Source organism: Rhodanobacter sp. FW021-MT20 (assembly GCF_041107475.1).
Classification (GTDB): domain Bacteria; phylum Pseudomonadota; class Gammaproteobacteria; order Xanthomonadales; family Rhodanobacteraceae; genus Rhodanobacter_A; species Rhodanobacter_A glycinis.
Map to the genome: position 1 here is coordinate 155,289 of NZ_JBGBPX010000004.1, position 25,170 is coordinate 180,458.

At 66.0% G+C, this 25,170-nt stretch carries 23 protein-coding genes; 14 read left to right on the forward strand and 9 right to left on the reverse strand.

Annotation, left to right across the window (positions count from 1 at the left end; translation table 11 throughout):
- Positions 1-142: 142 nt before the first annotated feature.
- Together AB7849_RS07330 and aceE are read left to right on the forward strand one after the other, a co-directional pair.
- Positions 143-2,422, forward strand: coding sequence for an NADP-dependent malic enzyme (locus tag AB7849_RS07330; protein ID WP_008210574.1), 2,280 nt, complete (start codon positions 143-145; stop codon positions 2,420-2,422).
- 808 nt (positions 2,423-3,230) lie between these two features.
- On the forward strand, positions 3,231-5,930 hold the full coding sequence (gene aceE, locus AB7849_RS07335; protein WP_369500773.1) for a pyruvate dehydrogenase (acetyl-transferring), homodimeric type: 2,700 nt from the start codon (positions 3,231-3,233) through the stop codon (positions 5,928-5,930).
- A gap of 222 nt (positions 5,931-6,152) precedes the next feature.
- Here aceE and AB7849_RS07340 read toward each other — a convergent pair whose 3' ends face one another.
- The 4 genes from AB7849_RS07340 to AB7849_RS07355 form a co-directional block, all read right to left on the reverse strand.
- Positions 6,153-6,470, reverse strand: coding sequence for a hypothetical protein (locus AB7849_RS07340; RefSeq protein WP_008210570.1), 318 nt, complete (start codon positions 6,468-6,470; stop codon positions 6,153-6,155).
- Positions 6,471-6,547: 77 nt separating this feature from the next.
- Positions 6,548-7,216 carry a glutathione S-transferase family protein gene (locus AB7849_RS07345; protein WP_008210569.1) on the reverse strand — a complete coding sequence of 223 codons (669 nt, stop codon included), beginning with the start codon at positions 7,214-7,216 and terminating at the stop codon, positions 6,548-6,550.
- A 140-nt stretch (positions 7,217-7,356) separates the two neighbouring features.
- Positions 7,357-8,274 (reverse strand): arginine deiminase-related protein, encoded by a 918-nt coding sequence (locus tag AB7849_RS07350; protein ID WP_008210568.1) that lies wholly within the window; start codon positions 8,272-8,274, stop codon positions 7,357-7,359.
- Positions 8,275-8,364: 90 nt separating this feature from the next.
- Positions 8,365-9,627, reverse strand: coding sequence for an MFS transporter (locus tag AB7849_RS07355; protein ID WP_008210565.1), 1,263 nt, complete (start codon positions 9,625-9,627; stop codon positions 8,365-8,367).
- A gap of 520 nt (positions 9,628-10,147) precedes the next feature.
- Here AB7849_RS07355 and AB7849_RS07360 point away from each other — a divergent pair.
- Positions 10,148-10,450 carry a DUF3247 family protein gene (locus tag AB7849_RS07360; RefSeq protein ID WP_037099140.1) on the forward strand — a complete coding sequence of 101 codons (303 nt, stop codon included), beginning with the start codon at positions 10,148-10,150 and terminating at the stop codon, positions 10,448-10,450.
- An 81-nt stretch (positions 10,451-10,531) separates the two neighbouring features.
- On the opposite strand, the gene AB7849_RS07365 is transcribed toward AB7849_RS07360, so the two are convergent.
- On the reverse strand, positions 10,532-12,337 hold the full coding sequence (locus AB7849_RS07365) for an FAD-dependent oxidoreductase (protein ID WP_008210056.1): 1,806 nt from the start codon (positions 12,335-12,337) through the stop codon (positions 10,532-10,534).
- A 158-nt stretch (positions 12,338-12,495) separates the two neighbouring features.
- Here AB7849_RS07365 and AB7849_RS07370 point away from each other — a divergent pair, with 158 nt between their 5' ends.
- The 3 genes from AB7849_RS07370 to AB7849_RS07380 all read left to right on the forward strand — a co-directional run bounded on the left by AB7849_RS07370 (position 12,496) and on the right by AB7849_RS07380 (position 14,702).
- On the forward strand, positions 12,496-13,371 hold the full coding sequence (locus tag AB7849_RS07370) for a LytTR family DNA-binding domain-containing protein (RefSeq protein ID WP_008210055.1): 876 nt from the start codon (positions 12,496-12,498) through the stop codon (positions 13,369-13,371).
- Between the two features lie 62 nt (positions 13,372-13,433).
- Positions 13,434-14,189 (forward strand): hypothetical protein, encoded by a 756-nt coding sequence (locus AB7849_RS07375; RefSeq protein WP_008210054.1) that lies wholly within the window; start codon positions 13,434-13,436, stop codon positions 14,187-14,189.
- 63 nt (positions 14,190-14,252) lie between these two features.
- Positions 14,253-14,702, forward strand: a complete 450-nt coding sequence (locus AB7849_RS07380) for a DUF6491 family protein (RefSeq protein ID WP_008210053.1) — start codon at positions 14,253-14,255, stop codon at positions 14,700-14,702.
- A 12-nt stretch (positions 14,703-14,714) separates the two neighbouring features.
- On the opposite strand, the gene AB7849_RS07385 is transcribed toward AB7849_RS07380, so the two are convergent.
- Together AB7849_RS07385 and AB7849_RS07390 are read right to left on the reverse strand one after the other, a co-directional pair.
- Positions 14,715-15,575: a ferritin-like domain-containing protein gene (locus AB7849_RS07385; RefSeq protein WP_008210050.1), complete on the reverse strand. Its 861-nt coding sequence runs from the start codon at positions 15,573-15,575 to the stop codon at positions 14,715-14,717.
- 147 nt (positions 15,576-15,722) lie between these two features.
- Positions 15,723-16,136, reverse strand: a complete 414-nt coding sequence (locus tag AB7849_RS07390) for a universal stress protein (RefSeq protein ID WP_008210048.1) — start codon at positions 16,134-16,136, stop codon at positions 15,723-15,725.
- 229 nt (positions 16,137-16,365) lie between these two features.
- Here AB7849_RS07390 and AB7849_RS07395 point away from each other — a divergent pair, with 229 nt between their 5' ends.
- The 6 genes from AB7849_RS07395 to AB7849_RS07420 all read left to right on the forward strand — a co-directional run bounded on the left by AB7849_RS07395 (position 16,366) and on the right by AB7849_RS07420 (position 20,294).
- On the forward strand, positions 16,366-16,827 hold the full coding sequence (locus tag AB7849_RS07395; protein ID WP_008210046.1) for a hypothetical protein: 462 nt from the start codon (positions 16,366-16,368) through the stop codon (positions 16,825-16,827).
- Between the two features lie 283 nt (positions 16,828-17,110).
- Entirely contained in the window at positions 17,111-17,668 is a 558-nt protein-coding gene (locus AB7849_RS07400) for a hypothetical protein (RefSeq protein ID WP_139201697.1), read from the forward strand.
- An 86-nt stretch (positions 17,669-17,754) separates the two neighbouring features.
- A complete protein-coding gene (locus tag AB7849_RS07405) occupies positions 17,755-18,504 on the forward strand; it encodes a DUF2884 family protein (protein WP_008210042.1) in 750 nt (249 codons plus the stop codon).
- 181 nt (positions 18,505-18,685) lie between these two features.
- Entirely contained in the window at positions 18,686-19,093 is a 408-nt protein-coding gene (locus tag AB7849_RS07410; RefSeq protein ID WP_008210040.1) for a hypothetical protein, read from the forward strand.
- Between the two features lie 49 nt (positions 19,094-19,142).
- Positions 19,143-19,727, forward strand: coding sequence for a DUF924 family protein (locus AB7849_RS07415; RefSeq protein ID WP_008210037.1), 585 nt, complete (start codon positions 19,143-19,145; stop codon positions 19,725-19,727).
- A gap of 249 nt (positions 19,728-19,976) precedes the next feature.
- Positions 19,977-20,294 (forward strand): DUF2845 domain-containing protein, encoded by a 318-nt coding sequence (locus AB7849_RS07420; protein WP_037097875.1) that lies wholly within the window; start codon positions 19,977-19,979, stop codon positions 20,292-20,294.
- A gap of 34 nt (positions 20,295-20,328) precedes the next feature.
- Here the strand turns inward: AB7849_RS07420 and AB7849_RS07425 are convergent, their stop codons facing one another.
- Positions 20,329-21,348, reverse strand: a complete 1,020-nt coding sequence (locus AB7849_RS07425; protein ID WP_202799606.1) for a 2-dehydropantoate 2-reductase — start codon at positions 21,346-21,348, stop codon at positions 20,329-20,331.
- The gene (locus AB7849_RS07430; RefSeq protein WP_369500777.1) at positions 21,345-23,003 is read right to left on the reverse strand and encodes an FAD-binding dehydrogenase; all 1,659 of its coding nucleotides are present in this window, start codon (positions 23,001-23,003) and stop codon (positions 21,345-21,347) included. The genes AB7849_RS07425 and AB7849_RS07430 overlap by 4 nt, the downstream gene beginning before the upstream one ends.
- Positions 23,004-23,250: 247 nt before the next feature.
- Between AB7849_RS07430 and AB7849_RS07435 the strand changes: the two genes are divergently transcribed.
- Entirely contained in the window at positions 23,251-24,054 is an 804-nt protein-coding gene (locus AB7849_RS07435) for a DUF2884 family protein (RefSeq protein WP_008215499.1), read from the forward strand.
- A 228-nt stretch (positions 24,055-24,282) separates the two neighbouring features.
- On the forward strand, positions 24,283-25,164 hold the full coding sequence (locus AB7849_RS07440) for a mechanosensitive ion channel family protein (protein WP_008215497.1): 882 nt from the start codon (positions 24,283-24,285) through the stop codon (positions 25,162-25,164).
- The last annotated feature ends 6 nt before the right edge of the window (positions 25,165-25,170 follow it).

A 25,170-nucleotide genomic window follows, 5' to 3' on the forward strand; every position in this document is an offset into this window, starting at 1 on the left:
CTTGAAACAGCAGACGGTGGGCTGTTTCGGCGACATGTCCATGCCACGCGATGCGTTCGGTCCGACGTGGCCCGGTGCTACCATGAGCCGCACCACCGTGCCGGTGGCTCCCTTCATTACCGCATAGATTCCGACACTTCTGATGGCCCACTCCGAAGACCTGCGCCAAGCCGCGCTCGAGTATCACCGTCACCCGCACCCGGGCAAGATCAAGGTCACGCCGACCACCGCGCTGCTGACCCAGCGTGATCTGTCGCTGGCCTATTCGCCGGGTGTGGCCTACGCCTGTGAAGCCATCGTGGACGACCCGAACGTGGCCAGCGAAATGACCGCGCGCTCGAACCTGGTGGCGGTCATCACCAACGGCACCGCGGTGCTGGGCCTGGGCGACATCGGTCCGCTCGCCGGCAAACCGGTCATGGAAGGCAAGGGTGTGCTGTTCCAGAAGTTCGCCGGCATCGACGTGTTCGACATCGAACTCAACGAGCGCGACCCGGACAAGCTGGTCGACATCATCGCCGCGATGGAGCCGACCTTCGGCGGCATCAACCTCGAAGACATCAAGGCGCCGGAATGCTTCATCGTCGAGCGCAAGTTGCGTGAGCGGATGAAGATCCCGGTGTTCCACGACGACCAGCACGGTACCGCGATCATCGTCGGTGCCGCCGTGCTCAACGCGCTGGAAGTGGTGGGCAAGAAGATCGAGGACGTGAAGATCGCCACCACCGGTGCCGGCGCGGCGGGCATCGCCTGCCTGGACATGCTGGTGGCGCTGGGCGTGAAGCCCGAGCACATCATTGCGTTCGACCGCGACGGCGTGATTTACAAGGACCGCGCGGGCCTGGACCCGGACAAGGCGCGTTACGCGCGCGATACCAAGATGCGCACGCTGGCCGAGATCGTCGACGGCGCGGACGTGTTCCTGGGCCTGTCGGCCGGCGGCATCCTGAAGCCGGAAATGGTCGCCACCATGGCCGACAAGCCGGTGATCATGGCGCTGGCCAACCCGAACCCGGAGATCCTGCCCGAGGACGCGAAGAAAGTGCGCCCGGACTGCATCATCGCCACCGGCCGTTCGGATTACCCGAACCAGGTCAACAACGCGCTGTGTTTCCCGTACATCTTCCGTGGCGCGCTGGACGTGGGCGCCACCGGCATCAACGAGGCGATGAAGACTGCCTGCGTGCGGGCCATCGCCGAGCTGGCGCGGATGGAAGCCTCCGACCTGGGTAGCGCCTATGGTGGCGAGGTGCCTTCGTTCGGCCCCGAATACCTGATCCCGCGGCCATTCGACCCGCGCCTGCTGGTGATGCTGGCGCCGGCGGTGGCGCAGGCGGCGATGGATTCCGGTGTGGCCATGCGGCCGATCACCGACATGGACGCGTACAAGGAGAAACTCGGCCAGTTCATCTACCGCACCGGCCTGATCATGAAGCCGGTGTACGACCGCGCCCGCAGTGACCGCAAGCGCGTGGTCTACGCCGAGGGCGAAGAGGAAACCGTGCTGCGCGCGGTGCAGTCGGTGATCGACTACAAGCTGGCCTATCCGATCCTGATCGGCCGTCCCGACATCATCGACATGCGTATCGAGCGCCTCGGCCTGCGCATGCGCCAGGGCGTGGATTTCGAGTTGACCAACATCAACGACGATCCCCGCTTTAACGACTACTGGCAGCAGTACCACGCCATGACCGAACGTCGCGGCGTTACCCCGGACGCGGCCAAGAACCTGATGCGATCGCGGCACACGCTGATCGCCGCGATGATGGTCAAGCGCGGTGAAGCCGACGCGATGATCTGCGGCATGGTCGGTCGCTACCACAAGAAACTGGGCTACGTGCGCAGCGTGTTCGGGCTGGACCCGGGTGTGTCGTGCACCTCGGCGATGACTGGCGTGATCAACGACAAGGGCGCCTGGTTCTTCCTCGACACCCATGTGCAGGCCGATCCCAGCGCCGAGCAGATCGCCGAGGCCACCATGCAGGCGTCGTACCGCCTCAAGCTGTTCGGCATCGAACCGAAGGTGGCCTTGCTGTCGCACTCCAACTTCGGCAGCCACGACAACCCCAGCGCGGCGAAGATGCGCAAGGTGTGGGAAATCCTGCGCCAGCGCGCACCCAAGCTGGACATGGGCGGCGAGATGCAGGCCGATACCGCGTGGGACGAAGTGTTGCGTCGGCGCATCTTCCCCAACACCACCTTGACCGGTCGCGCGAACCTGTTCGTGATGCCCAACCTGGACGCCGCCAACATCACCTACAACATGGTGCGCGTGATGACCGACGGCGTGGCGATCGGGCCGATCCTGATGGGCGTGGACAAACCCGCGCACATCATCACCTCGGCATCCAGCGTGCGACGCGTGGTCAACATGACCGCCATCGCCGCCGTGGATGCGCAGATCCGCGCCGCGCGCGCATAGCGCGCGCAAAAAAATGAAGTTGGTTTCGAAGCCGGGCGCTACTTCACCCAGTAACGCTCGGCAGGCGAACCCGCCCACCGCCTTCGCCTCCTCTCCCCTTTGGGGAGAGGATTGAGGTGAGGGGTGGGTGCTCGCGGTAGCCTGCAACGAAAGCACGCTTCGTAGCTCTCTCGTCGCCAGCGTGTCCCCTCACCCCAGCCCTCTCCCCGGAGGGGCGAGGGAGTGCCTCTTCGGCACCGTCCTCTCGAACTTGCAGGCCTTCGCCTCCTCTCCCCGTCGGGGAGAGGATTGAGGTGAGGGGAGGGTGCTCGCGATGACGCGCAACGAAAGCGCGCTTCGTAGCTCCCTCGTCGCCAGCGTGTCCTCTCACCCCAGCCCTCTCCCCGGAGGGGCGAGGGAGTAGCTCTTCGGCACCGTCGTCTCGAACTTGCGGGCTTTCGCCTCCTCTCCCCTTTGGGGAGAGAATTGAGGTGAGGGGCGGGTGCTCGCGGTAGCCTGCAACGAAAGCACGCTTCGTAGCCCCCTCGTCGCCAGCGTGTCCCCTCACCCCAGCCCTCTCCCCGGAGGGGCGAGGGAGCGGCTCTACGGCATGCTTCGCTCGCACTTGCAAGCCTTCGCCTCCTCTCACCGCCGGGGAGAGGGCGCAAAGGCAACACCCCATGCGCCACCGCATGGACGCCCATCGACGGACGTCCAATTGGCAGTCGTGTGCCCCGCGGGCTAGACTTGACTGTCAGCCTGCTGCATCCCCCTGCGGCAAGCCTCCCCACCCAAAATCTGCGCCGCACGGCGCCGCGGAGAACCTTCAATGGATCAGCTCGACGATATCCTCCACCAGGACATCGACCCCACCGAAACCCGAGAGTGGATCGACTCGCTCGATGCAGTGATCCATCACGACGGCACCGAACGTGCGCATTTCCTGCTGGAGCGCATGGTCGACACCACCCGTCGTTCCGGCGGCTACCTGCCGTTCGACCCCACCACCGAGTACGTCAACACCATTGCACCGGCGAACGAGGCCAAGAGCCCCGGTGACGCGGCGATGGAATGGCGCATCCGTTCGCTGATCCGCTGGAACGCGATGGCGATGGTGGTGCGCGCCAACCGCAAGCCCGGTGATCTGGGCGGCCATATCGCCAGCTTCGCCTCGTCGGCCACGCTGTACGACGTGGGCTTCAACCATTTCTGGCGCGCGCCCAGCGCCGATCATCCGGGCGACCTGGTGTTCCATCAGGGCCATTCCAGCCCGGGCATCTATGCGCGTTCGTTCCTTGAAGGTCGCATCAGCCAGGAACAGCTCGACCTGTTCCGCATGGAAGTCGTGGGCCATGGCCGCGGCGCGTTGTCGTCCTACCCGCATCCGTGGCTGATGCCGGATTACTGGCAGGTGCCCACCGTGTCGATGGGCCTGGGTCCGATCCAGGCGATCTACCAGGCGCAGTTCTTCAAGTACCTGGAGCACCGCGGCCTGGTTCCCAAGAGCGATCGCAAGATCTGGTGCTTCCTGGGCGACGGCGAAACCGACGAGCCCGAGTCGCTCGGCGCGATCGCGCTGGCCGGCCGCGAGAAGCTGGACAACCTGATCTTCGTGATCAACTGCAACCTGCAGCGTCTGGACGGTCCGGTGCGCGGCAACGGCAAGATCATCCAGGAACTCGAAGGCGCGTTCCGCGGCGCCGGCTGGAATGCGCTCAAGGTGGTCTGGGGCAGCTACTGGGATCCGCTCCTGGCGCGCGACACCGATGGCACGCTGCGCAAGCTGATGATGGAAACCGTGGACGGCGAGTACCAGGCCTGCAAGGCCTTCGGTGGCGCCTATACGCGCGAACATTTCTTCGGCAAGTACCCGCAGACCCGCGCCATGGTCGCCAACCTGTCCGACGACGACGTATGGCGCCTGAACCGTGGTGGCCATGATCCGCACAAGGTCTACGCCGCCTATCACGCCGCCGTGCACACCGAAGGCATGCCTACCGTGATCCTGGCCAAGACGGTCAAGGGCTACGGCATGGGCCTTGGCTCGGGCGAATCGCAGAACCCGACGCACCAGCAGAAGAAGCTGGACGACGAGGCCGTGCGCGCGTTCCGCGACCGCTTCAACATCCCGCTCGAGGACGACCAGCTCAAGGATGTGCCGTACTACCACCCGGGCAAGGACTCGGAGGAAGTGCAGTACATGCTGGAGCGCCGCAAGGCACTCGGCGGTGCGCTGCCGCAGCGCCGCCGCAAGGCCGACGAGAGCTTCAAGGCGCCGGCGCTGGATGCCTTCGAGCAGATCACCAAGGGCACCGGCGAGCGCGAGATCAGCACCACCATGGCGCTGGTCCGCGGCATGAACCTGCTGCTGCGCGACAAGGCCATCGGCCCGCGCGTGGTGCCGATCGTCGCCGACGAGGCGCGCACCTTCGGCATGGAAGGCATGTTCCGGCAGATCGGCATCTACGCGCCGTTCGGCCAGAAGTACAAGCCGCAGGATTCCGACCAGCTGCTGTACTACCGCGAAGACCAGAAAGGCCAAGTGTTGCAGCAAGGCATCAGCGAGGCCGGCGGCATGGCGTCGTGGATGGCGGCGGCGACCAGCTATTCGGTCAGCAACCAGCCGATGCTGCCGTTCTTCATCTACTACTCGATGTTCGGCTTCCAGCGCATCGGCGACCTGTGCTGGGCTGCCGGCGACATGCGGTCGCGTGGCTTCCTGGTCGGTGGCACCTCGGGTCGCACCACGCTCAATGGCGAAGGCCTGCAGCACGAGGACGGCCATTCGCACCTGATGTCCGGCGCGATCCCGAACGTGCGCTCGTACGACCCCACCTTCTCCTACGAGGTGGCGGTGGTGCTCCAGGACGGCGTGCGCAGCATGCTGCAGGACCAGGAGGATCACTACTACTACATCACCGTGATGAACGAGAACTACGCGCACCCGGACATGCCGGAAGGCAGCGCGGAGGGCATCATCAAGGGCATGTACCTGTTCAAGGACGCCGGCAAGCCGAAGAAGGGCGAGACGCGCGTGCAGCTGATGGGTTCGGGCGTGATCCTGCGCGAGGTGATTGCCGCCGCCGAACTGCTGGAGAAGGACTTCGGCGTCAGCGCCGACATCTGGTCGTGCCCCAGCTTCAGCGAGCTGCGCCGCGACGGTTTCGACGCCGAGCGCTGGAATCGCCTGCATCCGGAAGCCAAGCAGCGCGTGCCGTACATCACCGGCCTGCTGGAAGGTCGCCAGGGCCCGGCGGTTGCCGCCACCGATTACGTGCGCGAGTTTGCCGACCAGGTGCGTGCGTTCATTCCGGACGGCATGCGCTATACCGTGCTGGGCACCGACGGTTTCGGTCGTTCGGACACGCGCGAGCATCTGCGTGGTTTCTTCGAGGTCGATCGCTACTGGATCGCCCATGCCGCCCTCGCCGCACTGGCGAAGGACGGCAAGGTCAACGCCAAGGACGTGGCGCGCGCGATCAAGGAATACAAGCTCGATCCGGACAAGCCCAACCCGTTGACTGTCTGAGTCATCGCGTCGTTCCACGAAAAAGCCGCCCATCGGGGCGGCTTTTTCGTGGAACCGGTTCCTTTGCAAAGCCTTCTCCGATGCCGAACGCCCGACAGGTGGAGCGTCGTCATGGATATCGAAAGGTAGGAGCGCACCCTGTGCGCGAATGCCTCGACGCCGATCAAAACCAGGAGCCATCGCGCACAGGGTGCGCTCCTGCCCGGCAAGCGGTCGGCGCGCTCAGTCCTCGTCGTCGCTGCGGAAGGCCTTGCGCAGCAACAGGAACGCGCCCACGGTGCCGGCCACGATCGCCACGGTGGCGGCGGGGTGGCGGTTCACCTGGCGACGCAGGCGCCGATACTGGTAGTTCGCCTCGTCGGCGAGGTCCTCGGCGGCGCGCGACACGCGCTGGCCATAGTCGCGGTTGCCCAGGCGCGACACGCTGCGGCGGCCACGGGCCATCCAGCCCTGGGCGGTATCGCCGACATCCCCGGCATAACGGCGCACGCGGTCGCCGAGGTCGTCGACGCGGCTTTCGAGATCGCGAGACCGGCTCATGGACATTCTCCTCAGGTTGGGACGGCTCACGTTGCCAGCCGACCCGTGAGCCGGGCGTAAACGGGGCATCCGGCCGTTCAGCCCAGCGTGTATTCGCCGCCGCGTTCCAGTGCGCGCTGGTAGGCGGGGCGAGCATGGATGCGTTGCAGGAAAGCCCACAGCTTCGGCCGGCTTTCGTTGAGTCCGCCACGGGAAGCGGCGGCCTCCAGCGGGAAGCTCATCTGGATGTCGGCGACACTGAATTCCGGACCGCCGAACCACACGCTCTTGCCCAGTTCGCCTTCCATGTAGTCCAGGTGCAGCGCGATCTGCGGATCGACGAAACCGTGCTGCACCTTGCCGGCGATGCCCTTGGCAATCGGCCGCGCGAAGAACGGCATCGGTGCGGTTTCGACGCGGTGGAACACCAGTTTCAGCAGCAGCGGCGGCATCGCCGAACCCTCGGCGTAATGCAGCCAGTAGTTGCAGCGCAGGCGCTGCGGGGTGCCATGTGGCGGAATCAGCGTGCCGGTGTCGTAGCGATCGGCCAGGTATTCGACGATGGCGCCGGACTCGGCCAGTACGGTGCCATCGTCGTCGACCACCGGCGACTTGCCCAGCGGATGCACCGCGCGCAGTTCCGGCGGCGCCAGCATGGTCTTCGGATCACGCTGGTAGCGCTTGATCTCGTAGGGAACGCCCAGTTCTTCCAGCAGCCAAAGGATGCGCTGCGAGCGCGAATTGTTGAGGTGGTGGACGGTGATCATGGCAACGCTCCGGCAGTGTTTTTCCAAGTGTAGAAGCCCGCTGGTGGGCGATGCTTTTGCTTTCCTCTCTGGAGCGCCAGAGCAGGAGCATCGCCCGCCAGCGGGCTCCTGCTACATGGGAATGATGGTGGACGAATGATTCAATAGATCTCGCCCACGCAGCAGCGCAGGCTGCCGCCGGCCTTCTCGATTTCGGACAGGTCCACCGCGCCGAGGCGGAAGCCCCATTGCGTGAGCGATTCGCGTTGCTCGTCGCGCAGCGAGGCGGCGGCCACGGCGCTCATCCACACACGGTCGTCGACGAGGGTGATGGCATTGGCAGCGTACGCCTGTTTCTGGGCGGGAGTGAGCCAGAGTGCGCGGTCGCCGTAGGCGCTGGCGATGGCCTGCGGCACGGCCGGATCACGGAAGCCGTCGGCGGCAAGAATCGCTGCGCGGCCGGCGAGCAGGGCGAACACCACGTTGGTGTGGTATTCGCTTTCGGTCAGCTCGAAACAGAACGTCAGGCGCAGGCCGAAGGCCTTGTGCATCGCCTCGGCACCGGCCATGTCGCAGCGTTCGCTGAGGCCGCAGTAGCCGATGCCGCGGGCGCGGTCGATGATCAGCGAGCCGGTCAGTTCGGCGACCAGTTCGTCGCAGCCGGACAGGTCGACTTCATCGTAGTCCAGCATCTCGCCGAAGAACGCGCGGATGTCGCCGCGCTGCGCTTCGCGCTGGCGCACGGGATGGCGCATGCGCCCGATCACCAGCGTGCCGGGCGCGGTGCCGAACACGTTGTTCGGAAACACCGCGTCGGGCGTGGCCGGGTCGCCGGGGAATACGATTACCGGCACGTCCTCGCGCAGTGCCTGCGCCAGCGACTGGTGCTGGGCCAGCGCACGCAGCGGGTCGACGGCCTGGTCCATCGCCATGTAGCGGTTGTCCCGCGCCGATTCTGCGGCCAGGGTGAAGTCCGCCGGCGCTACCAGGAATGCGCTCCGCGCCGTGGCGGCCATGCCGGGCTGCGGCGCGAGTGTCTGGAAGGCTTCGAGGAAGGCGGCGGGCGAGGTGACGAGCATGGCTGAACTTCCCGGGCAGAAATGCGAAGTTTAAACGCCATCGCGATGGCTTGCCGACGCTGCTGTCGCGCTTTGCGCGATGCCGCCTGCCTACAGCGTGTTGGTGGCCGGTTCCACGTCGGCCGGCTCCACATGCAGTTTCTGGCGCCGGCGCAAGGTGGGGAACATCGTCATCCACAAGCCCACCACCACCAGCGTACCGATGCCGCCGAGCAGGGTGGCGTTCACCGCACCCAGCCACGCGGCGAGCATGCCCGATTCGAATTCGCCGAGCTGGTTCGAGGTGTTGATGAAGATCGCGTTCACCGCGCTGACCCGGCCGCGCATCGCGTCCGGCGTATCCAGTTGCACCAGCGCTCCGCGAATCACCATGCTGACCATGTCGAACGCGCCCAGTGCAAACAACGCCAGCAGCGACAGCCACAGTGCGGTGGATACGGCGAACACCAGCGTCGCCGCGCCGAAGCCGGCCACCGAGGCGAACATGATCATGCCCACGCGGCGCTGCATGTCGTGCCGCGCCAGCCATACCGACATCAGCAGTGCGCCCACCGCCGGCGCCGCGCGCAGCAGGCCCAGGCCCCACGGACCGGTGTGCAGGATGTCCTTGGCGAAGATCGGCAGTAGCGCGGTGGCGCCACCCAACAGCACCGCGAACAGGTCCAGCGAGATCACCCCCAGCACGTCCTTGCGCGCGCGAATGAAATGCACGCCGGCGAACAGGGTTTTCAGCGTGGCCGGTTCGCGTTTCGGTGGGGTGTGCTCGTAGCGCAGGCGCGCCATCATCGTGGCAGCGACGAGATACAACGCGGCGGCCGTGAGGTACACCACGCCGGGGCCGGCCACGTACAGCAGGCCACCTACCGCGGGGCCCAGGATCATCGCCATCTGGAATGCCGAGCCGCTCACCGCCACCGCGCGCGGCAGCATCGAGGTCGGCACCAGTGCCGGCAGCAGCGACTGCATCGACGGCGACTCGAATGCCTTGGCCACGCCAATCACGAACACCAATGTGAGGATGCCCGTTTCGTGTATGCGGTGGGTCATGGTCAATGCGGCCAGCAACACGATGGCCGTCCATTCCGCGATCTGCCCCAGCAAGACCACGCGGCGTCGTTCGAACTGGTCGGCCACGTGTCCGGCCGGCAGCGCCAGCAACACCGAGGGAATGAACTGCACCAGCCCGATCAGGCCCAGATCGAAGGCGCGCCCGGTGATCGCGTAGATCTGCCAGCCCACCGCCACCGACAGCATCTGGAAGCCGAAGCCGGAGGCAATGCGCGCGCACCAGAAGGCGACGAAGGCACGGTGCTGCAGCAGCGAATCGGAGCGTGGAGCGGTGGGAGAAGGCATCTGGGGATCCGGGCGGGGCCGCGCATTGTCCCACGGCTCAGTCCGGTCTTTACCGTGATCGCGGGGTAAAGAATATCGAATAGCTGCTTTTTGCTCGTCATCCCGGCGTCGGTCCACTGTTGTCCGGAATAACCCGGGCATGGCTCCCAAGGCGAAGGCGTGGCGATGTTTGCCCGGGATACGGCGAGGAGGTGACTCCACATCGGCTGGCGATGACCTATCGTGCTCGTCATCCCGGCGAAGGCCGGGATCCAGTGACGATCACGCTTGCTCAAGCCACACAGTCACTGGATTCCGGCCTTCGCCGGAATGACGGGCAAAAACCGATTTCGGCATATGCCACCGCACGACTGCGGGTATTCGAAATTATTCCGGACAGCAGTGGGCCTTCGCCGGAATGACGAGCAAGGGCGGGGTGCCTGCGCGCATTGCGCGGCGAAAGCGTTCGTGCCGAATTCACTCGCGCTTACCCGCGCATCCGTCAGAGTGGATGCGCATTCCCACCGAGGAGGTCGTTGCGATGGCTCAATATGTCGAACGTGTCTGTGTCGATCCGGCCGATATACGCCGCCTCGAGTCGCTGGTGGCCGATCTGCAGGGCAACGGCCACGTGTCGATTGTGCAAAAGGACGGCAGCGTGTGCGAGGGCGTGGTCAGCGTACGCCCCACCATGCAGGTGATGCGCGACCAGAGTGGCCGCGAAGGCATCAACGCCGAGTTGCGCCTGGAGCGACCGCGGGAGCCGGCATGGAGCCGGCGCATCTGGCTTGACCAGATCGAGCGGGTCGAGCATCTGGATTCGATCCTTGGCAGTGAATCCTGAGTCGATGGCGGAAAACGATGTGTTTGCGCACCGGCGGCTTGCTCGAACCCGACGCCGGTGCGCAGTGGTGCCGCGGCGCGATCATCCTTTCCGCGTAAAGCCGTCCGCGTTCCATTCCTCGCTGCCGACGCCGTGGTGCACGAAGAACAACCCGTCGGGATCGTACTTGCGCTTCGCTGCGGCGAGGCGCGGATAGTTGCTGCCCCAGAATCCCTGCTGCCAGTCGCGCAGGAAGTAATCGCTTTCCGAGACGTAGGAGCCGGCATCGGGCGCTACGGCGCGCAGCGCATCCATCGTTTTCTCGACGGCCGCCGCCATGCGCCGCGCCATGGCCAAGTCGGGCTTCGTGCCCGGCATGCCGGGAAAGGCGGGGTCGCCGCCGCTGGCGCTGATGGCCAATGCGAAGGCGTCCAGCACCTGTGGGTGGGTGGCGGTGTCGCGGGCGCGGGTGATCGCGTCGGCTGGCGCACCGGCCAGGCCCTTGTTGAAGTGCAACGAGACGCCCTGGTGTTGCGCGGCCTCGAACAAGGCATTCACCAGTGGCGTCTGCTGCCCCGGTTGCAGCAGCGAAGCAGGTAGCCACGCCGACTGGTAGCCTTGGATGAACCAGCCCGCTTGATCCCGGTCGCCGGCCCACACGAAGTGGTCGCGGGGCGCGTTCGGCCGGTCGTCCGACACGATGATATTCGGTGCGTACTTGCGCAGGAATTCGGCGTCCCAGAGATGTTGGGCCGGCGCCGCCAGCGCCTGGAACGGTTTGGTGATGCGGTAGTTCTTGCGCGCGTGCACCCAGTCGACGAAAGGAGCCCAAGTCTGCTCGGCTTGTTGCTTGCTGAGGCCCTGGAACATCATCGAGATGTCGAGGGTGTCGCCGCCGTAGAACTTCATCTGCTCGCCCCAGTGCGGGTTGAACAGCGCGCGACGGTAGAAGTCCACCGCCTTGGCAATCAGCGCGCGGTAGGCTGTGTCGGAATCTGCCTTGATGATGAGGCCCATCCCGCCGAAGAACTCGGGCAGTTCGTACGTGCGCAAGGTCAGCCGCGTGACCACGCCCAGGCTGCCGCCACCGCCGCCCTTGAGGCCCCAGAACAGCTCGGGGTTCGTGCGGGCATTGGCGATGCGCACCTGGCCGTCGGCGGTGACCACTTCGGCTTCCAGCAGGTTGGAGGCCGCCGTGCCCCAGTTCTTGGAGAAATTGCCGAAGCCGCCGCTCTGCACCAGTCCGGCCACGCCGACGGTGGTGCAACCGCCGCCTTGCACGTAGCGGCCACCCTTGGTGGTGACTGCATCGTAGGCGTCGATCCACATCGCGCCTGCCTGCACGGTCACGGCGGGTTGTGGCGCGAGGTGACCGGCGCAGCCTTGTGGCACGAAGGCGTCGTGCAGGCTCACTTGGTTCATGTGCCGCGTCCACACCAGCAGCGAATCCGGCGCGTCCGAGGTGCCCTGGTAACTGTGGCCGCCACCTTTCACCACCAGCCGCAGGTGGTGCTGGCGCGCGAAATTGACCGCTGCGACCACATCGGCCGTGTTCTCCGCCGCCACCGCATAGGAGCTGGGTTGCGAAGTCCAGGCATCAGCCCAGCCGCTGGTCAGGGTCAGAGCGGGGTTGTCGCCCACGGCAAACGGGTTGGCGAGTTGTTTCAATGCCGGCGACGCGGCGCCTTGGGCGAACGGGGGCTCCAGCTTCAGCAGCCGGCCGCCGACGTCGCGTTTCAGTCGTTCCCATTGCGCGGTCGCCGGCCAGCCGGTTTGCCCCGGACGCACCCGCGAGCGCAGTGTTGTCGCCAACGAGCCGGCGCCGTGCGCCAAGGCGGTGCCGCTGCGCATCAGCAGCGGCAGCAGGGGCAGGGTGGCGGCTGCCTTCAACAGGTCGCGTCTTTTCATCGGGTGGCTCCACAGTGACTGGGCATGGCCGCAGCGTGGCCCTCGATCGCGGCCTTTCCCAGCGCGAAGTGACGAATCGCGGGTGCGCAGGGACGAACCGATCCCGCCGCGTGACGAGGCACATGGGGATTTCGCCAGCGCCACGTAGAATCGCCGGCATGAGCGAACAGGCGGATGTCGAATATCGGGATTTCCAGCGTTGGGGACGACCGGCCGAGGTCGCCTTCTGGGTGGCTCTGGCCATTCTCAACACGGTATTCAACGGTATCGTCGCGCAGATCGATCATTCCCGCACGGCGGCATGGGAACCGTGGGTATGGGAGTCGAGCAGCTCGCTGTTGGTCCTGCTGCTGATTCCGTTCATCCAGGTGGTGGAGCGGCGTTGGCCGTTCCGCTTCGATACCTGGCGCCATAGCCTGCCCCGTCATCTGCTGGCCAGCCTGGCGTTCAGCCTGATGCACGTCGCCGGCATGGTCGAGCTGCGCAAGCTGGCCTATGCGCTGGTCGGCTGGCATTACCGCTTCGGGGCGTGGTGGCCGAATTTCGGTTACGAGTACCTGAAGGACATTCGCAACTATTTCCTCATCATTGCGCTGATCTGCCTGTCGCGGCTGTGGCTGCTGCGCAAGCAGGGCGAGGCGACGTTGCTGGCCGAGCCGGACGAAGGCGTGCCGGTGGAGCCGGTGGATCGACCCGAACGCTTCCTGGTGCGCAAGCTGGGCAAGGAATTCCTGCTTGCCGCGCGTGAAATCGAATGGCTGCAGGCGGCGGGCAATTACGTGAACCTGCATGTACGCGGTCGCGATTATCCGCTGCGCGCCACCATGGCCGGCATCGAGGAGCGGCTCGATCCGGCGCGCTTCGTGCGGGTGCATCGCAGCTATCTGGTCAACCTGGATTACCTGGCCGAGATCGAGCCGCTGGACACCGGCGACGCACGGCTGCACCTGCGTGATGGCGCGAAAATTCCGTGCAGTCGCCGCTATCGCGCCGCGTTGCGCGAGCACGCCGGTCAGCCCGCGACAGTGGAGTGAACTTGCACAGCGGCGCCGGCTCGTTCCAAGCTAGGCATCTGTTATCCAGGAATCTGCCGACGATGATGAAGCCGACCTTCCGCCATGGTCTCGTTGCGCTTGCCGTGTGCGCTGCGCTGGGACTCGCCGCCTGTTCGCAGCAAGGCGGCAATGCGTCAGCCCCGGCCAGCGGTGCGCAGGCGCAAGCCCAGGCCAGGCAGGCCGATGCGGCGCGGCAGCTGGCCACCTATCGCGAACTGCTGAAGATCAAGAACGACCAGATGGCAGCCTCGCTGGGCCAGGACATCGTCAGCCGCTTCCCGGACAGCGCGGCGGCAAAGGAAGTGCAGCAGACCTTGCCGGACATCCAGAAGCGCTGGAAGGCGGAAAGCGAATCGCGTCGACTCAAGGGCTTGTGGCTGTATCAGCTCGGGCCGATGGAAGGCGGCACGCAGTCCACCGCAGCCATCTACAGCAGCGAGCCGGGCGGCAACGACGCCGTGCGGCTGGTGCTGCGCCGGCATTCGGACTGGGGCCAGAGCGTGTTCCTGTTCGGCAGCGGCCACGGCTTCGTGTGCAAGGGCAATTGTCTGATTCCTGCAACCTTCGACGGCAAGCCGCGCAAACTGCGCGCCTATCGGCCCAACGGCGGCGAACCGGCCCTGTTCATCCGCGACGACCAGGCCTTCATCGACGCCATGGCGAAAACGAAGAAGATCACCATGGACGTGACCCTGACCGATGGTGACAAGCACGAAACGCTGACCTACGAGGTGGCGGGCTTCGAGCCGGCGAAGTGGCAGAAGGTGACCATGCACAAGGGCGGCAAGAAGAAATAGGCACGTGCACGGCGCGGGTGCTTGCGCGTTGTAATGGGCAGGTTTCCAGCGGAGGTAGCCACCATGTCATGCGTGCGGGTATCGATGGCCATCGTCCTGGCCGGCCTGCTGGCAGCCTGTTCCAGCGTGCCCTATGCGCAGCGTCAGCAGCAGCGCCAGGCTGCGTACCTCGCGGCAGCCGGCGCGCCGGTGCGCAGCTTCCGTTTCTTCGCGCCGTTGTGGTCGTGGGAGCCGCTGAGCGATACGCAGCTCGCCGTCTACACGCGGCCGAACAAGGCCTGGCTGCTGGATGTGGGTGGCGCTTGCCAGAACCTCGAATTCACCAACGCGATCGGGCTGACTTCGAACCTGGACGAAGTGTCGGTGAATTTCGACAAGGTGCTCACCGGGCATCGCGACTTTCCCTGCACGATCACGCGCATCCGCCCGGTGGATGTGGCGCGCCTGAAGATCGAGCAGGCGAAACAGCGCAAGATCGAATCGGAACCGCGCACGGCGGCGCCGGTCCGATAGCGCACAACCGAACTACGAACGCGCGGGCTCCGGCGCCAGCGCGGCATGGGCGCGTGAGGGCAGCGGCCATACGCGGTGGCTGAATCGTGTCAGCGGCCTTTCCAGCATGTCGTGCAGGCGTGGTGACAGATCCAGCGGCTTGAGCAGCATTCTTGCCGTGGTGTTGGCGCCGAAATGGGCGCGCAGGCGCTGATGGACGCGGTCGGCGAGCTGCGCGCGGCTGGCCGGGTCGGCGACTTGCTGCGGATAGCACTGCGCGAACACCGGCTGGAGCGCCGCGTCATGGTTCGGCGCACGTCCGCGCCGGGCCTGGCCCAGCATGGCGCGAAGCATCCGGTAACGACCGGTTCCTTCTTCGGTGCGGCACTGCTCCAGTTGCTGGCAGAAGCGGTTGAAGTGACGGACTTCGTCGCGCTTGATGCAGGCGACCAGCTCGCGCAGCACCGGTTCGTCGGTGATCTCGCCGAGCGCGCGGTAATGGCTGGCCACGCCGGCGCCGATCACGCAACGTGCGGCCAGGGTCAAGCCGCGCTCGCGGTAGAGCTCGGGCGGCTGCACCACGGCGGCATCGAGACAGGCCTTGAAGCCGGCCTGCCAGTCGTATTCCGGCCAGACATGGCGCACATAGGCGGCCAGGGCATGGCCGTGCTGGCACTTTTCCGGTTGCCAGCATTGGCGCAACCACGCTTGCCATGCGCGGTCACCGGCAAACTGCTTGACCAGTTCGTGCATGTGCGGCTGTGCCGCCTGTTCGGCGAACGACGCGGCGCAGACCAGGAAGAACAGGTCTTCGTCGTGGCGGATGCGCGCGACGTCGATGCGCGTCAAGTCCAGATTTTCCAGCGTCCACGGCTGGGCGTCGGTGGTGTCCACGGTGGGGTTCCTGCTGGGGGAATGGGCCGGGAACGGGGCGAGAAACGCCGCAGAGTGACCTGGCGATGAGCGATCCAGCATAAGGGCCGGACCGCTGCGTGGATTAACGCGAACCGACTCGCCGGTATTTTCGACGAGGTGCCGGTGTCAACGCACCACGGTCACCGGCACGTGCGCACGCGCCAGCACGTCGCCGGAGACCGAGCCGAGCAGCCAGCGCGCCAGCGTGCCGCGGGCGGTGTGACCAATCACGATGTGGTCGATGTCGTGTTGCTGCACCTGGCTGAGCAGCACGTCGCCGGGACTGCCGTGGGTGACTTCGAGGTCGATCAGGCCAGCGGCATCCGGCTCCAGCGTCTTCAGTTCGTCGAGCAGGTCCTGCGCACGTTGCGCGCCGGCATCGGTCATCATCAGCGCGCAGGTGTCGCCGCCCTCGGCGACCTGCAGCACGGACACCACGCGTACGCGGCCGCCGCATGCCCGCGCCACTTCCATCGCGAAACGGAATGCCTGTTGCGAGGATTCGGAACCGTCGTAACCAACCAGTGAATGTTTGAGCATGTTTTCTCCATGGGTGACGGCGTCGAGCCTGCGTGACGAAGTTTGCGCGCCCTGTTGTTAGTGAATCATCAAGGCATGCGTGACCAAACCCCGGCGACGGCACCTGCACGCCGCCGTCACGCTGCCGTGCGGGCGCTGAACAGGTATTCCGGTTTTGTCTGTTCGTTCACTTGTTGCGTCAGAGACTGGACGCTTAACCGGCGATCACGCCAAACGTAAGGAGAGGACCATGAGCAAGCGTACCCTTGGACTGACGGCTGCCCTGATGCTGTGTGCGGGTGCGATGACGGCGTTGCCGGTGGCTCCCGTGCATGCGGCCGAAACGGCGAAGGTGGAATGTCACCTGAAATTCAAGCTGTCCGGCTGGTCGCTTATCTACAAGCACGCCGAGGGCACTGGCTTCGTGACTTGCGACAATGGCCAGAGCGCACCGGTGAAGATCAGCGTGGTCGGCGGTGGCCTCACCGCGGGCAAGTTCCGCATTGACCATGGCAAGGGCGAAATCAGTGATGTGCGCAGCATCGCCGACGTATTCGGCGATTACGCCCAGGCGGGCGCCGAGGCCGGCGTGGTCAAGAGCGGCACCGCGCAGGTGCTGACCAAGGGCACCACGTCGCTGGCGCTGGCTGGTACCGGCGAGGGCGTGAACCTTGGCGTGTCGGTGGGCAAGTTCACCATCAGCCGCCGCTGATCCTGGCAGGCAACGCGACGACGAAGGGCGCCTCCGGGCGCCCTTCGTCGTATCGGCGAGGCGAGCTCGCACGCCCGGTTCGCCGCGAAGTACCATGTAACGTCTCCATGACAGACCGGGTTCGGTGACCGGTTTGCAGTACGCCTGGCGCACCTCGCGCCTGGTCGATCCATACGGGTTTCGTCGCGAAGGTCTGTCGTGACGTGGGTTTGAAAGCGAATTCCGGCCTGGTTCTGCATGACCTGGCCTCATCAAGAAAGGTGGTTTCCCGATGCCATTCACCATGCGCACGAGCGCATCCTCGTCAAGACTGGCGCTGTGGCGCATCGTGCTGTGGCTGATCCTGCTGCTGGCCGCGTTTGGCTGCCTGCAATACGTGCATCACGCACAGGAAGTGTGGGCGCACCTGAAGGCTTTGGGGTCTGGCGATGCGCAAAGGGCCGCGGGGCTTCGCGTCATGCTGGCCTGGGATGCCGGGTACCTGTTGGCGGCCTTTGCACTGATCGTGTTGTGCGCGGGCGGCATTCTGCACCAGGCCTGGTCGCGACTGCCGCTGCAGGTGGCTGCCGGAATCCTGGCGGCGTGGTCGGCATTGAGCGGCTTGTGGCTGTTCCAGCAATGGCACGGTTTTGTCGATTCGGCGACGGCGATGGCCGCTGCCGCCGGCCCGCAGGGGGCGGTGGCGTTGCAGGCGCTGCTGGACCATGCGCGGCGCAGTTACCACATCGGCCTGGCACTCAAAGTGGTTTCGGTGCCCGTGCTGGTATGGCTGGCGTGGCGGTTGGGCCAGCCGTCGGTGAAAGCGCAATTCCGTGGGCGCAAGGATTCGCTGACGCGCTGAATCCAGCGGCGTGGCCGGCCCGGGTTCAGCGCGGGTTCGCTCGCGCCGGGGTATCGCTGTGCGCTGGAATCCGCCGGAAACCCGTCATGCGTCATCTGCCCCTCATCCTGTTCGGATTGTTCGCTGCCGCGACCAGTGTCCATGCGCAACAGCTGGCGGCGACCTGCCACGCCAGCAGCAGCTACGACCTCACCGTGCAGGCGAACAGCCTGCTGTTCGACCGGCCCGCCCCGGCACCGCGACGGGTGCTGCTGGAGGACGGCACGCTGCGGGTTGATGGCCAAGCGGTGGCGCTGAATGACGAAAACCAGGATCGGCTGAGCCTGTTCGAACGCAACCTTCGTGCGCTGGTGCCACGGGTGAAGGCCGTGGCCGACCAGGGCGTGGACGTCGCGGTGCAGGCCATCCGCAGCGAAGCGGGCGGATTGAACCTGGGCGCCGATACGCGTGCCGAACTGGATCGCCGGCTGGCGGCGGATGCGGCCGACCTCAAACAGCGCATCGCGGCCAGCCAGAGCACCCACGACTGGCACGGTACCGCCGCCAACCAGTATGCCCAGCGCCTGGCCAGCGACATCGTGCCGCTGCTGGCGGCCGATCTTGGGCAGCAGGCGCTGACCGCGGCCATGAGTGGCGACCTGCAGGGTGCCGCCGCCCTGCGCGACCGCGCCAGCAACCTGGCCAACACATGGCCGGCCCGCCTGCAGCAACGCATGCAGGTGTTGCGCCCGCGGATCGAGGCCTTGTGCCCGGACATCCAGCGCCTGGCCTCGCTGCAGCAGGGGATCCGCGACGATCAGGGGCGGTCGCTGGACCTGCTTGAGGTAGGCCACTGAGTCGCCCAACCTTGAACGGATTCTGAGTGCTTTGCCCACGCGCGGGGCGGGTTAACCCTGCGCTAAGTGGCCGGGTCCGAAACTGGCAACCAGTTCCCCATGGACAGGAGGCGGCCCCGTGTCGCCCGTATCGCAACATCCCGTATCGCGACACGCTGTATCGCGACACCCTTGGCGCAACATGATCCGTCGCAGTCTTCACCTGCGTGCGGCGTATCGTCGTGCGGCCATCACCGTGGACGAACCGGGTCTGCGCAGCGTGCTGCTGGAAAACGCGGAACTGCTCGATCAGCTGATTGCCGAATGGCGTGCGCAGGGCCGCGAGCCGGTGGCTGCGCAGGCTCCAAAGGCACACTGGATGGACGCAGTGCAATCGCGCATCGACGCCTGGCGCTGGCGCGCGATACCGCGCAGCGACGTGTTGTGGATTCGCCTGCTGGCTCGCGACGAAGCGGCCTTGTTGCGCAGCTTCGAGCAGGCGCTGGCCACGGCGTCGACCGATGCGGCACCCCTGCTGCATCGACAGCGTCCGCGACTGGATGCCCTGCATCGCGACATGCGCAGCCTGGCCCGCGCGGTGGGCTACTGAAGGCCTGTTATCGTGCCCGGGTGTCCGGATGCCACGAGGAGGCTTCAGCATGTCCACGACACCGTCCCGCGCCGACGCGTTGCTGGATTTCTGGTTCGCCGACAAGCAGGCCAAACGCTGGTTTGCCAAGAGTGCCGCCTTTGACGAACAGATTCGGGCCCGCTTCGGCGCCGAGGTGCAGGCCGCCGCGGAAGGTCGCCTCGATGCATGGGCGGACACGCCGCGCGGCTGGCTGGCACTGCTGATCCTGCTCGATCAGTTTCCGCGCAACCTGTATCGGGATGACCCGCGCGCGTGGGCGCAGGACGTCAGTGCGCAGCGGCTTGCCTTGTCGGGCATTGCCGAAGGTTTCGACCGCCAGCTTCCGCCGCTGCAGCGCGGGTTTGCCTACATGCCGCTGGAACATGCTGAAAATGAAGGCCTGCAGCAGCGTTCGGTGGCGTTGTTCGAGGCCTTGTACGCGGAGGTGACGCCGGCGGAGCGCCCCCGTTTCCGAAGTTCGCTGAACTATGCTCGGCGTCATCGCGAAGTGATCGCGCGCTTCGGCCGCTTTCCACATCGCAACGCCGTGCTGGGTCGACCGAGCACGGAGGAGGAACTGCACTATCTCGCGCAGCCAGGCGCGGGGTTCTAGGAGCTTGGGTGGTAGAAACTTTCGAGGCGAAAAAGTGGCTGCGTGAGGACAGATTTGACCAGCTTCGCTGTTATGAAGCGCTTCGACGATTCGCCGGCCCATAGTGGTTCTATGGGCCAGGAAGCGACGGAGATATGGACCACGCAGACACTTTTGCAGCCCGGAAGATTTCTGCCGCCCACGCTCCTGGCAGTCCAGGATCCGCTCGGCGGCGTGCCGGGCTTGTGCAACGACAGACAGGGAGACGTCATGCCTCATCGTATGTGGGTGTTCGTGCTTTTCGGGTTCGCGTGGATCGCTTGTGCCGGCGTGGCGCAGGCCTCCGACAGCTTGCGCGTGGGCAATCGATTGCTGATGGTGGGCGACACTGCGGCGCACGTGCAGGAATTGCTGGGGCGCCCGTCGTATCGCGCGCATCGCGGCAGCTCGCGAGGTCGTCATCGCCGGGGAACGAGAGGCCGCAGCAGCTCGGGCGGCCAGCGCTGGCAGTATCGGCGCGACGGTCACGTGATCGTGGTGACCATCGTCGATGGCCTGGTGACCGATATCGACGAACGCCGGTCCTGAACCGACGTCGCCGATGAGGCGGAGGGCGTTGGCGTCAACAGGCGTTGCGCAACTCCGCCAGCAAGGCTTCGCCAAGCCAGGGTCGCGGCTGCTGCTCCGCTTCGCGAATCAAGTCGACCAGGCGCGCGTTGACCGGGGCACGCAGGCCGTGTGCCTCGGCCAGTTTCACCACTTCGCCGTTGATGTAGTCCACTTCGGTACGCCGACCCGTCTGCAGATCCTCCCAGGTGGAGGAGCGTGCCAGCGGGTCGATTGCCAGCATCGTGGTGGCGATGCGGCGGAACAGCAGGTCGGGCCATTCCAGCACGCGCGGCAACCAGCCGGGCGGCAACGGTGTGAGTCGCGCCGGGCGGATCTTCGCGGCATCAAGCACGTGCAGTGCCTCGCGCTGGGCCAGTGCCAGGCAACGCCGCCATGCGCGTTGCGACAGTTCTTCGCGCAACGGCAAACCGCTCAACGCGTTCAGCGCGTTGTTGAGGTTGAGCAGCAGCTTGGCCCATTGCACGGCGGGCATGTCGCTGCGCGGTTGCAGCGGCAGGCCGGCGCTGGCGAAGGCCTCCATGAATGGTGCCAGCGCGGGCGAGTCCTCCACCATCAATGCGCCGGATGAGGCCTGGTGGAATACGCCGGGCGAAGTTTGCACCACGTTGAACGGCACCATGCCGGCCAGCACGGTATGCGCCGGCAGCGCCGCGCGCAGTTGCTGCGCGTTGTGCAGCCCGTTCTGGAAGCTGATGACCACGGCACCGGGTGCGAGCACGCCGGCCAGCTTCTCCGCCACTTCCGCCGTGGCGGCGGACTTCACCGTCACCAGCACCAGCTCGGCGTCGACGGCGGCACTGGCATGCGTGCGCAGGTCCAACGAGTCGACGGCGACATGCCGCTGATGGCCGCGGAAGTCACTGGTGCCGAGACCGTGCTCGTTGAGCACGGTGATCATGTACGGCCGGCAGATCAGTCGCACGGCGGCGTGGCCGTGCAGACGTCCGCCCAGATAGCAGCCGACCAGGCCGGCGCCGTGGATGGCCATGCGTGGCAAGCGGCTCTCGCTCATGCCACGGCGGCCGCAGCGGCGCGCCCGGCGATGCGCCCGGAAAACAGGCAACCGCCGAGGAAGCTGCCCTCCAGCGAGCGATAACCGTGCAGGCCACCGCCCCCGAAACCGGCCGCTTCGCCGGCGGCGTACAGGCCAGGCAGCGGCTGGCCGTCGTGGCCCAGCACGCGGGCCTGCAGGTCGGTTTCGAGGCCGCCCAGGGTCTTGCGGGTGAGGATGTTCAGGCGCACCGCGATCAGCGGTCCATGCGAGGGATCAAGCAGGCGGTGCGGCTTGGCCACGCGCACCAGTCGATCACCGCGGTAGCGCCGCGCATTGTGGATCGCCATGACCTGGCTGTCCTTGCTGTAGGGGTTGTCGAACTGCCGGTCGCGCGCCTCGATTTCGCGGCGCAGTTGCGCCGCATCCAGCAGTGCGTTGCCGGCCAGTGCATTCATGCCGGCCACCAGTTCCTCCAGCGTGTCGCGCACGACGAAGTCGCGACCGTGCTGCTTGAACGCCTCCACCGGTGCCGGCGCGTGCTTGCCGATTGCGCGCTTCGCCACCTGGCGCCAGCTTTTGCCGGTAAGGTCGGGATTCTGCTCCGAACCGGACAGCGCAAATTCGCGCCGAATGATCGACTGATCGAGCACGAACCAGCTGTAGTCGTGGCCGGTATGGCGCAGGTATTCCAGCGTGCCCAGCGTGTCGAAACCCGGCCACAGCGGCCCGGGCAGACGCTTGCCGGTGGCGTCGAACCATAGCGACGACGGCCCGGGCAGGATGCGGATGGCGTGCATCGGCCAGATCGGGTCCCAGTTCTCGATGCCTTCCACGTAGTGCCACATGCGGTCGCGGTTGATCAGGCGCGCGCCGGCGGTTTCGCTGATGCCGAGCATGCGGCCATCCACGTGCGCGGGTACGCCGCAAAGCATGTGCGCCGGTGGCGTGCCGAGCCGTGCCGGCCAGTTCTGGCGCACCAGTGCCTGGTTCCCGCCGATGCCGCCGGAGGCCACGATCACCGCCTGTGCGCGTTGTTCGAAATCGCCCGCTGCCGCGCGTGAGCTGGGCTTGCCGCGTGCCGCGGCATCGTCGACCAGGCGCGTGCCGCGCACGCCGACGACGGCGCCGTTTTCCACGATCAGCTCGTCCACGCGATGGCGGAAGTCGAAACGCAGCAAACCTTTGGCCACGGCTTCGCGGGCGCGGCGCACAAACGGTTCGAGCACGCCCGGCCCGGTGCCCCAGGTGACGTGGAAGCGCGGCACCGAGTTGCCGTGGCCGATCGCGCCATAGCCGCCGCGCTCGGCCCAGCCCACCACTGGAAACCAGCGCATGCCCATGGCGTGCAGCCAGGCGCGTTTCTCGCCGGCGGCGAAATCCACATAGGCCTCGGCCCAGCGTCGCGGCCAGTGATCCTCGGGCCGATCGAACGCAGCGGTGCCCATCCAGTCGGCCAGCGCCAGTGCATGCGAATCATGCACGCCCATGCGCCGCTGCTCCGGCGAGTCGACGAAGAACAGGCCGCCGAACGACCAGAACGCCTGGCCGCCCAGGTTCTGTTCCGGCTCCTGCTCCAGCACGCGCACGTGGCGGCCGGCATTGGTCAGCTCGGTGGCGGCAACCAGTCCGGCCAGGCCGGCGCCGACGACGATGACATCGGTGGAATCGGGCATGTGCTGCTCCACGAACGACGGTCGATCCTGGCAACTTAGCTCGCCCGTGGCGGCTTGCCTAGCGTGCGACCGCGTTTCTGCCATCGAGCTGCGTGTGTCGGATGGCATGGTCACGACAGCATGACCAACAGCACGGGATGACGCATGGCCCATGCCTGCAAGGCGAATCCGGTTAAACCTTTACGGCATGGAGCGGCATCCAAGCCGGGTTCGGACGATGACCGTCCGTGTTCACGGGGAAACGAACATGCGCAAACGATGGATGATTTTGGCCGTATCGCTGGGTGTGGCTGCGATGGCCCAGGCGTCGGCCCGCGACCTGCATGTCGACAACGAACACTGTGGTTACAGCAGTGCCTACGACGTGCAGGCGAAGCCGGATGGCATCGACTTTCATCGCAGTGGCGATGGCCATCCCTCCGACGTGTTCATGCACGACGGCCAGTTGCGGGTGAACGGCAAGGCGGTGGCCGTGTCTCGTGCGGATGCGGCCCGCTTGCGCGCCTACGAAAGCGATATGCGCGACTTGCTGCCACAGATGGCCGGCATTGCCAACGAGGCGATCGGCATGGCGTTCGACGCGCTGACCACGGTGGCGGCGACACTGGGCGGCAGCCAGCATCATCGTGATGCACTGGTGGATCGGCTCAACCATCAGCGCCGCGAAGCCTTGCGTGCGCTGGATGCGCACATCAACGCGCAGCGCTGGGATCAGCAGGGTTTCGGCTCGGCCATTGAGCAGCCGGTGACCGAGGCCGCCAACGACATGGCGCACTCGATTACCCGTAGCGTGCTGTGGGCGGTGTTGACCGGCCACGCCAGCGATGTCGAGGCACGTGCCGATGCAATCGACCAATCGATCGACAAGGCCATGGACCAGCGCTCGGATCAACTCGAGGCGCGTGCCAAGGCCGTTTGTCCGCGACTGGAATCACTGGACAAGTTGCAGCAGCAATTCAGCTTCCGCCTGGCGGATGGCTCCGCGCTGCAATTGCTGAAACACACGAATACGGAGCATGAAAACCAGGCAAGGCAAGTCGCCATACGCTGATTCCAGCGTGACTCCCCAACCGTGCGTACCCCCCTAGCCGCGCACGGCATGTCGCATCAGGCGCAACGCCTGGTGCGGCTTCTTTTGCCTGCAGGCCTGGGGTGCAGGTGATCGGCGCCTTCGCGGCGGATGTCGACCGGGGCCATCCACGCATGCCCGGGATACACCGAACCTTTTCGCCAGCGCTGTTAGGCTTGTGGCCGATTTTCCAGCCGGAGCCTGATCCCCATGCTTTTCCAGCCCCATGAAGTCGCCGCCAGCCACGCCGCGATTCCCTCTCTCTCCGACTATGTCAACGTGGACACGCTCACGCGCGTCGGCCTGAAAGTGCTGGGCGCGCTGGTGCTGCTGGTGGTCGGTACGTGGGTGGTGCGGCGAATCGTGAATTTCTCCGCGCGTGCGCTGGGCCGGGCGAAGATCGACACCACCCTGATCGGCTTCCTGCGCAACCTGCTGTTCGGCGTATTGATCGCCGTGCTTGTGGTGATGGCGCTGGGCGTGATCGGCGTGCCATCGGCGCCGATGGTGGCGGCGCTGGGTACCGCGGGCCTGGCTATTGGCCTGGCGCTGCAAGGCTCGCTGAGCAACCTGGCCTGGGGTGTGTTGCTGATCATGTTCCGCCCGTTCCGGGTGGGCGATTTCGTTACCGTCGCGGGTGTCGATGGCACGGTGGAAAGCATCAACCTGATGCACACGCAATTGCTGCTGCCGGACGGCCGCGAGTCGGTGGTGCCGAACGGCAAGGTCGGCAGCGATGTGATCACCAACTACAACCGTCGCGGCAAGCGCCGTTTCCAGCTCGATGTGCGCATTGGCTACAAGGACAATATCGACGCCGCCATGGCCGAGATTCATCAGCTGCTGGCTGCGGACGCGCGGGTGCTGAAGGATCCGGAGCCGGTCGTCTGGACCCATGGGCTGGGCGAGAGCTCGGTCGACCTGCTGGTACGCGCGTGGACGCTCACCGCGGATTTCTGGACGGTGCAGACCGATCTGCTGGGCGCGATCAAGAAGCGCTTCGACGACAAGGGCATCAGCATCCCGCTGCCGCAGCGCGAGTTGAAAGTGGTGCAGGCCGACTTGTTGTCGTCGACCACCGATCGCACCTGAGACGGT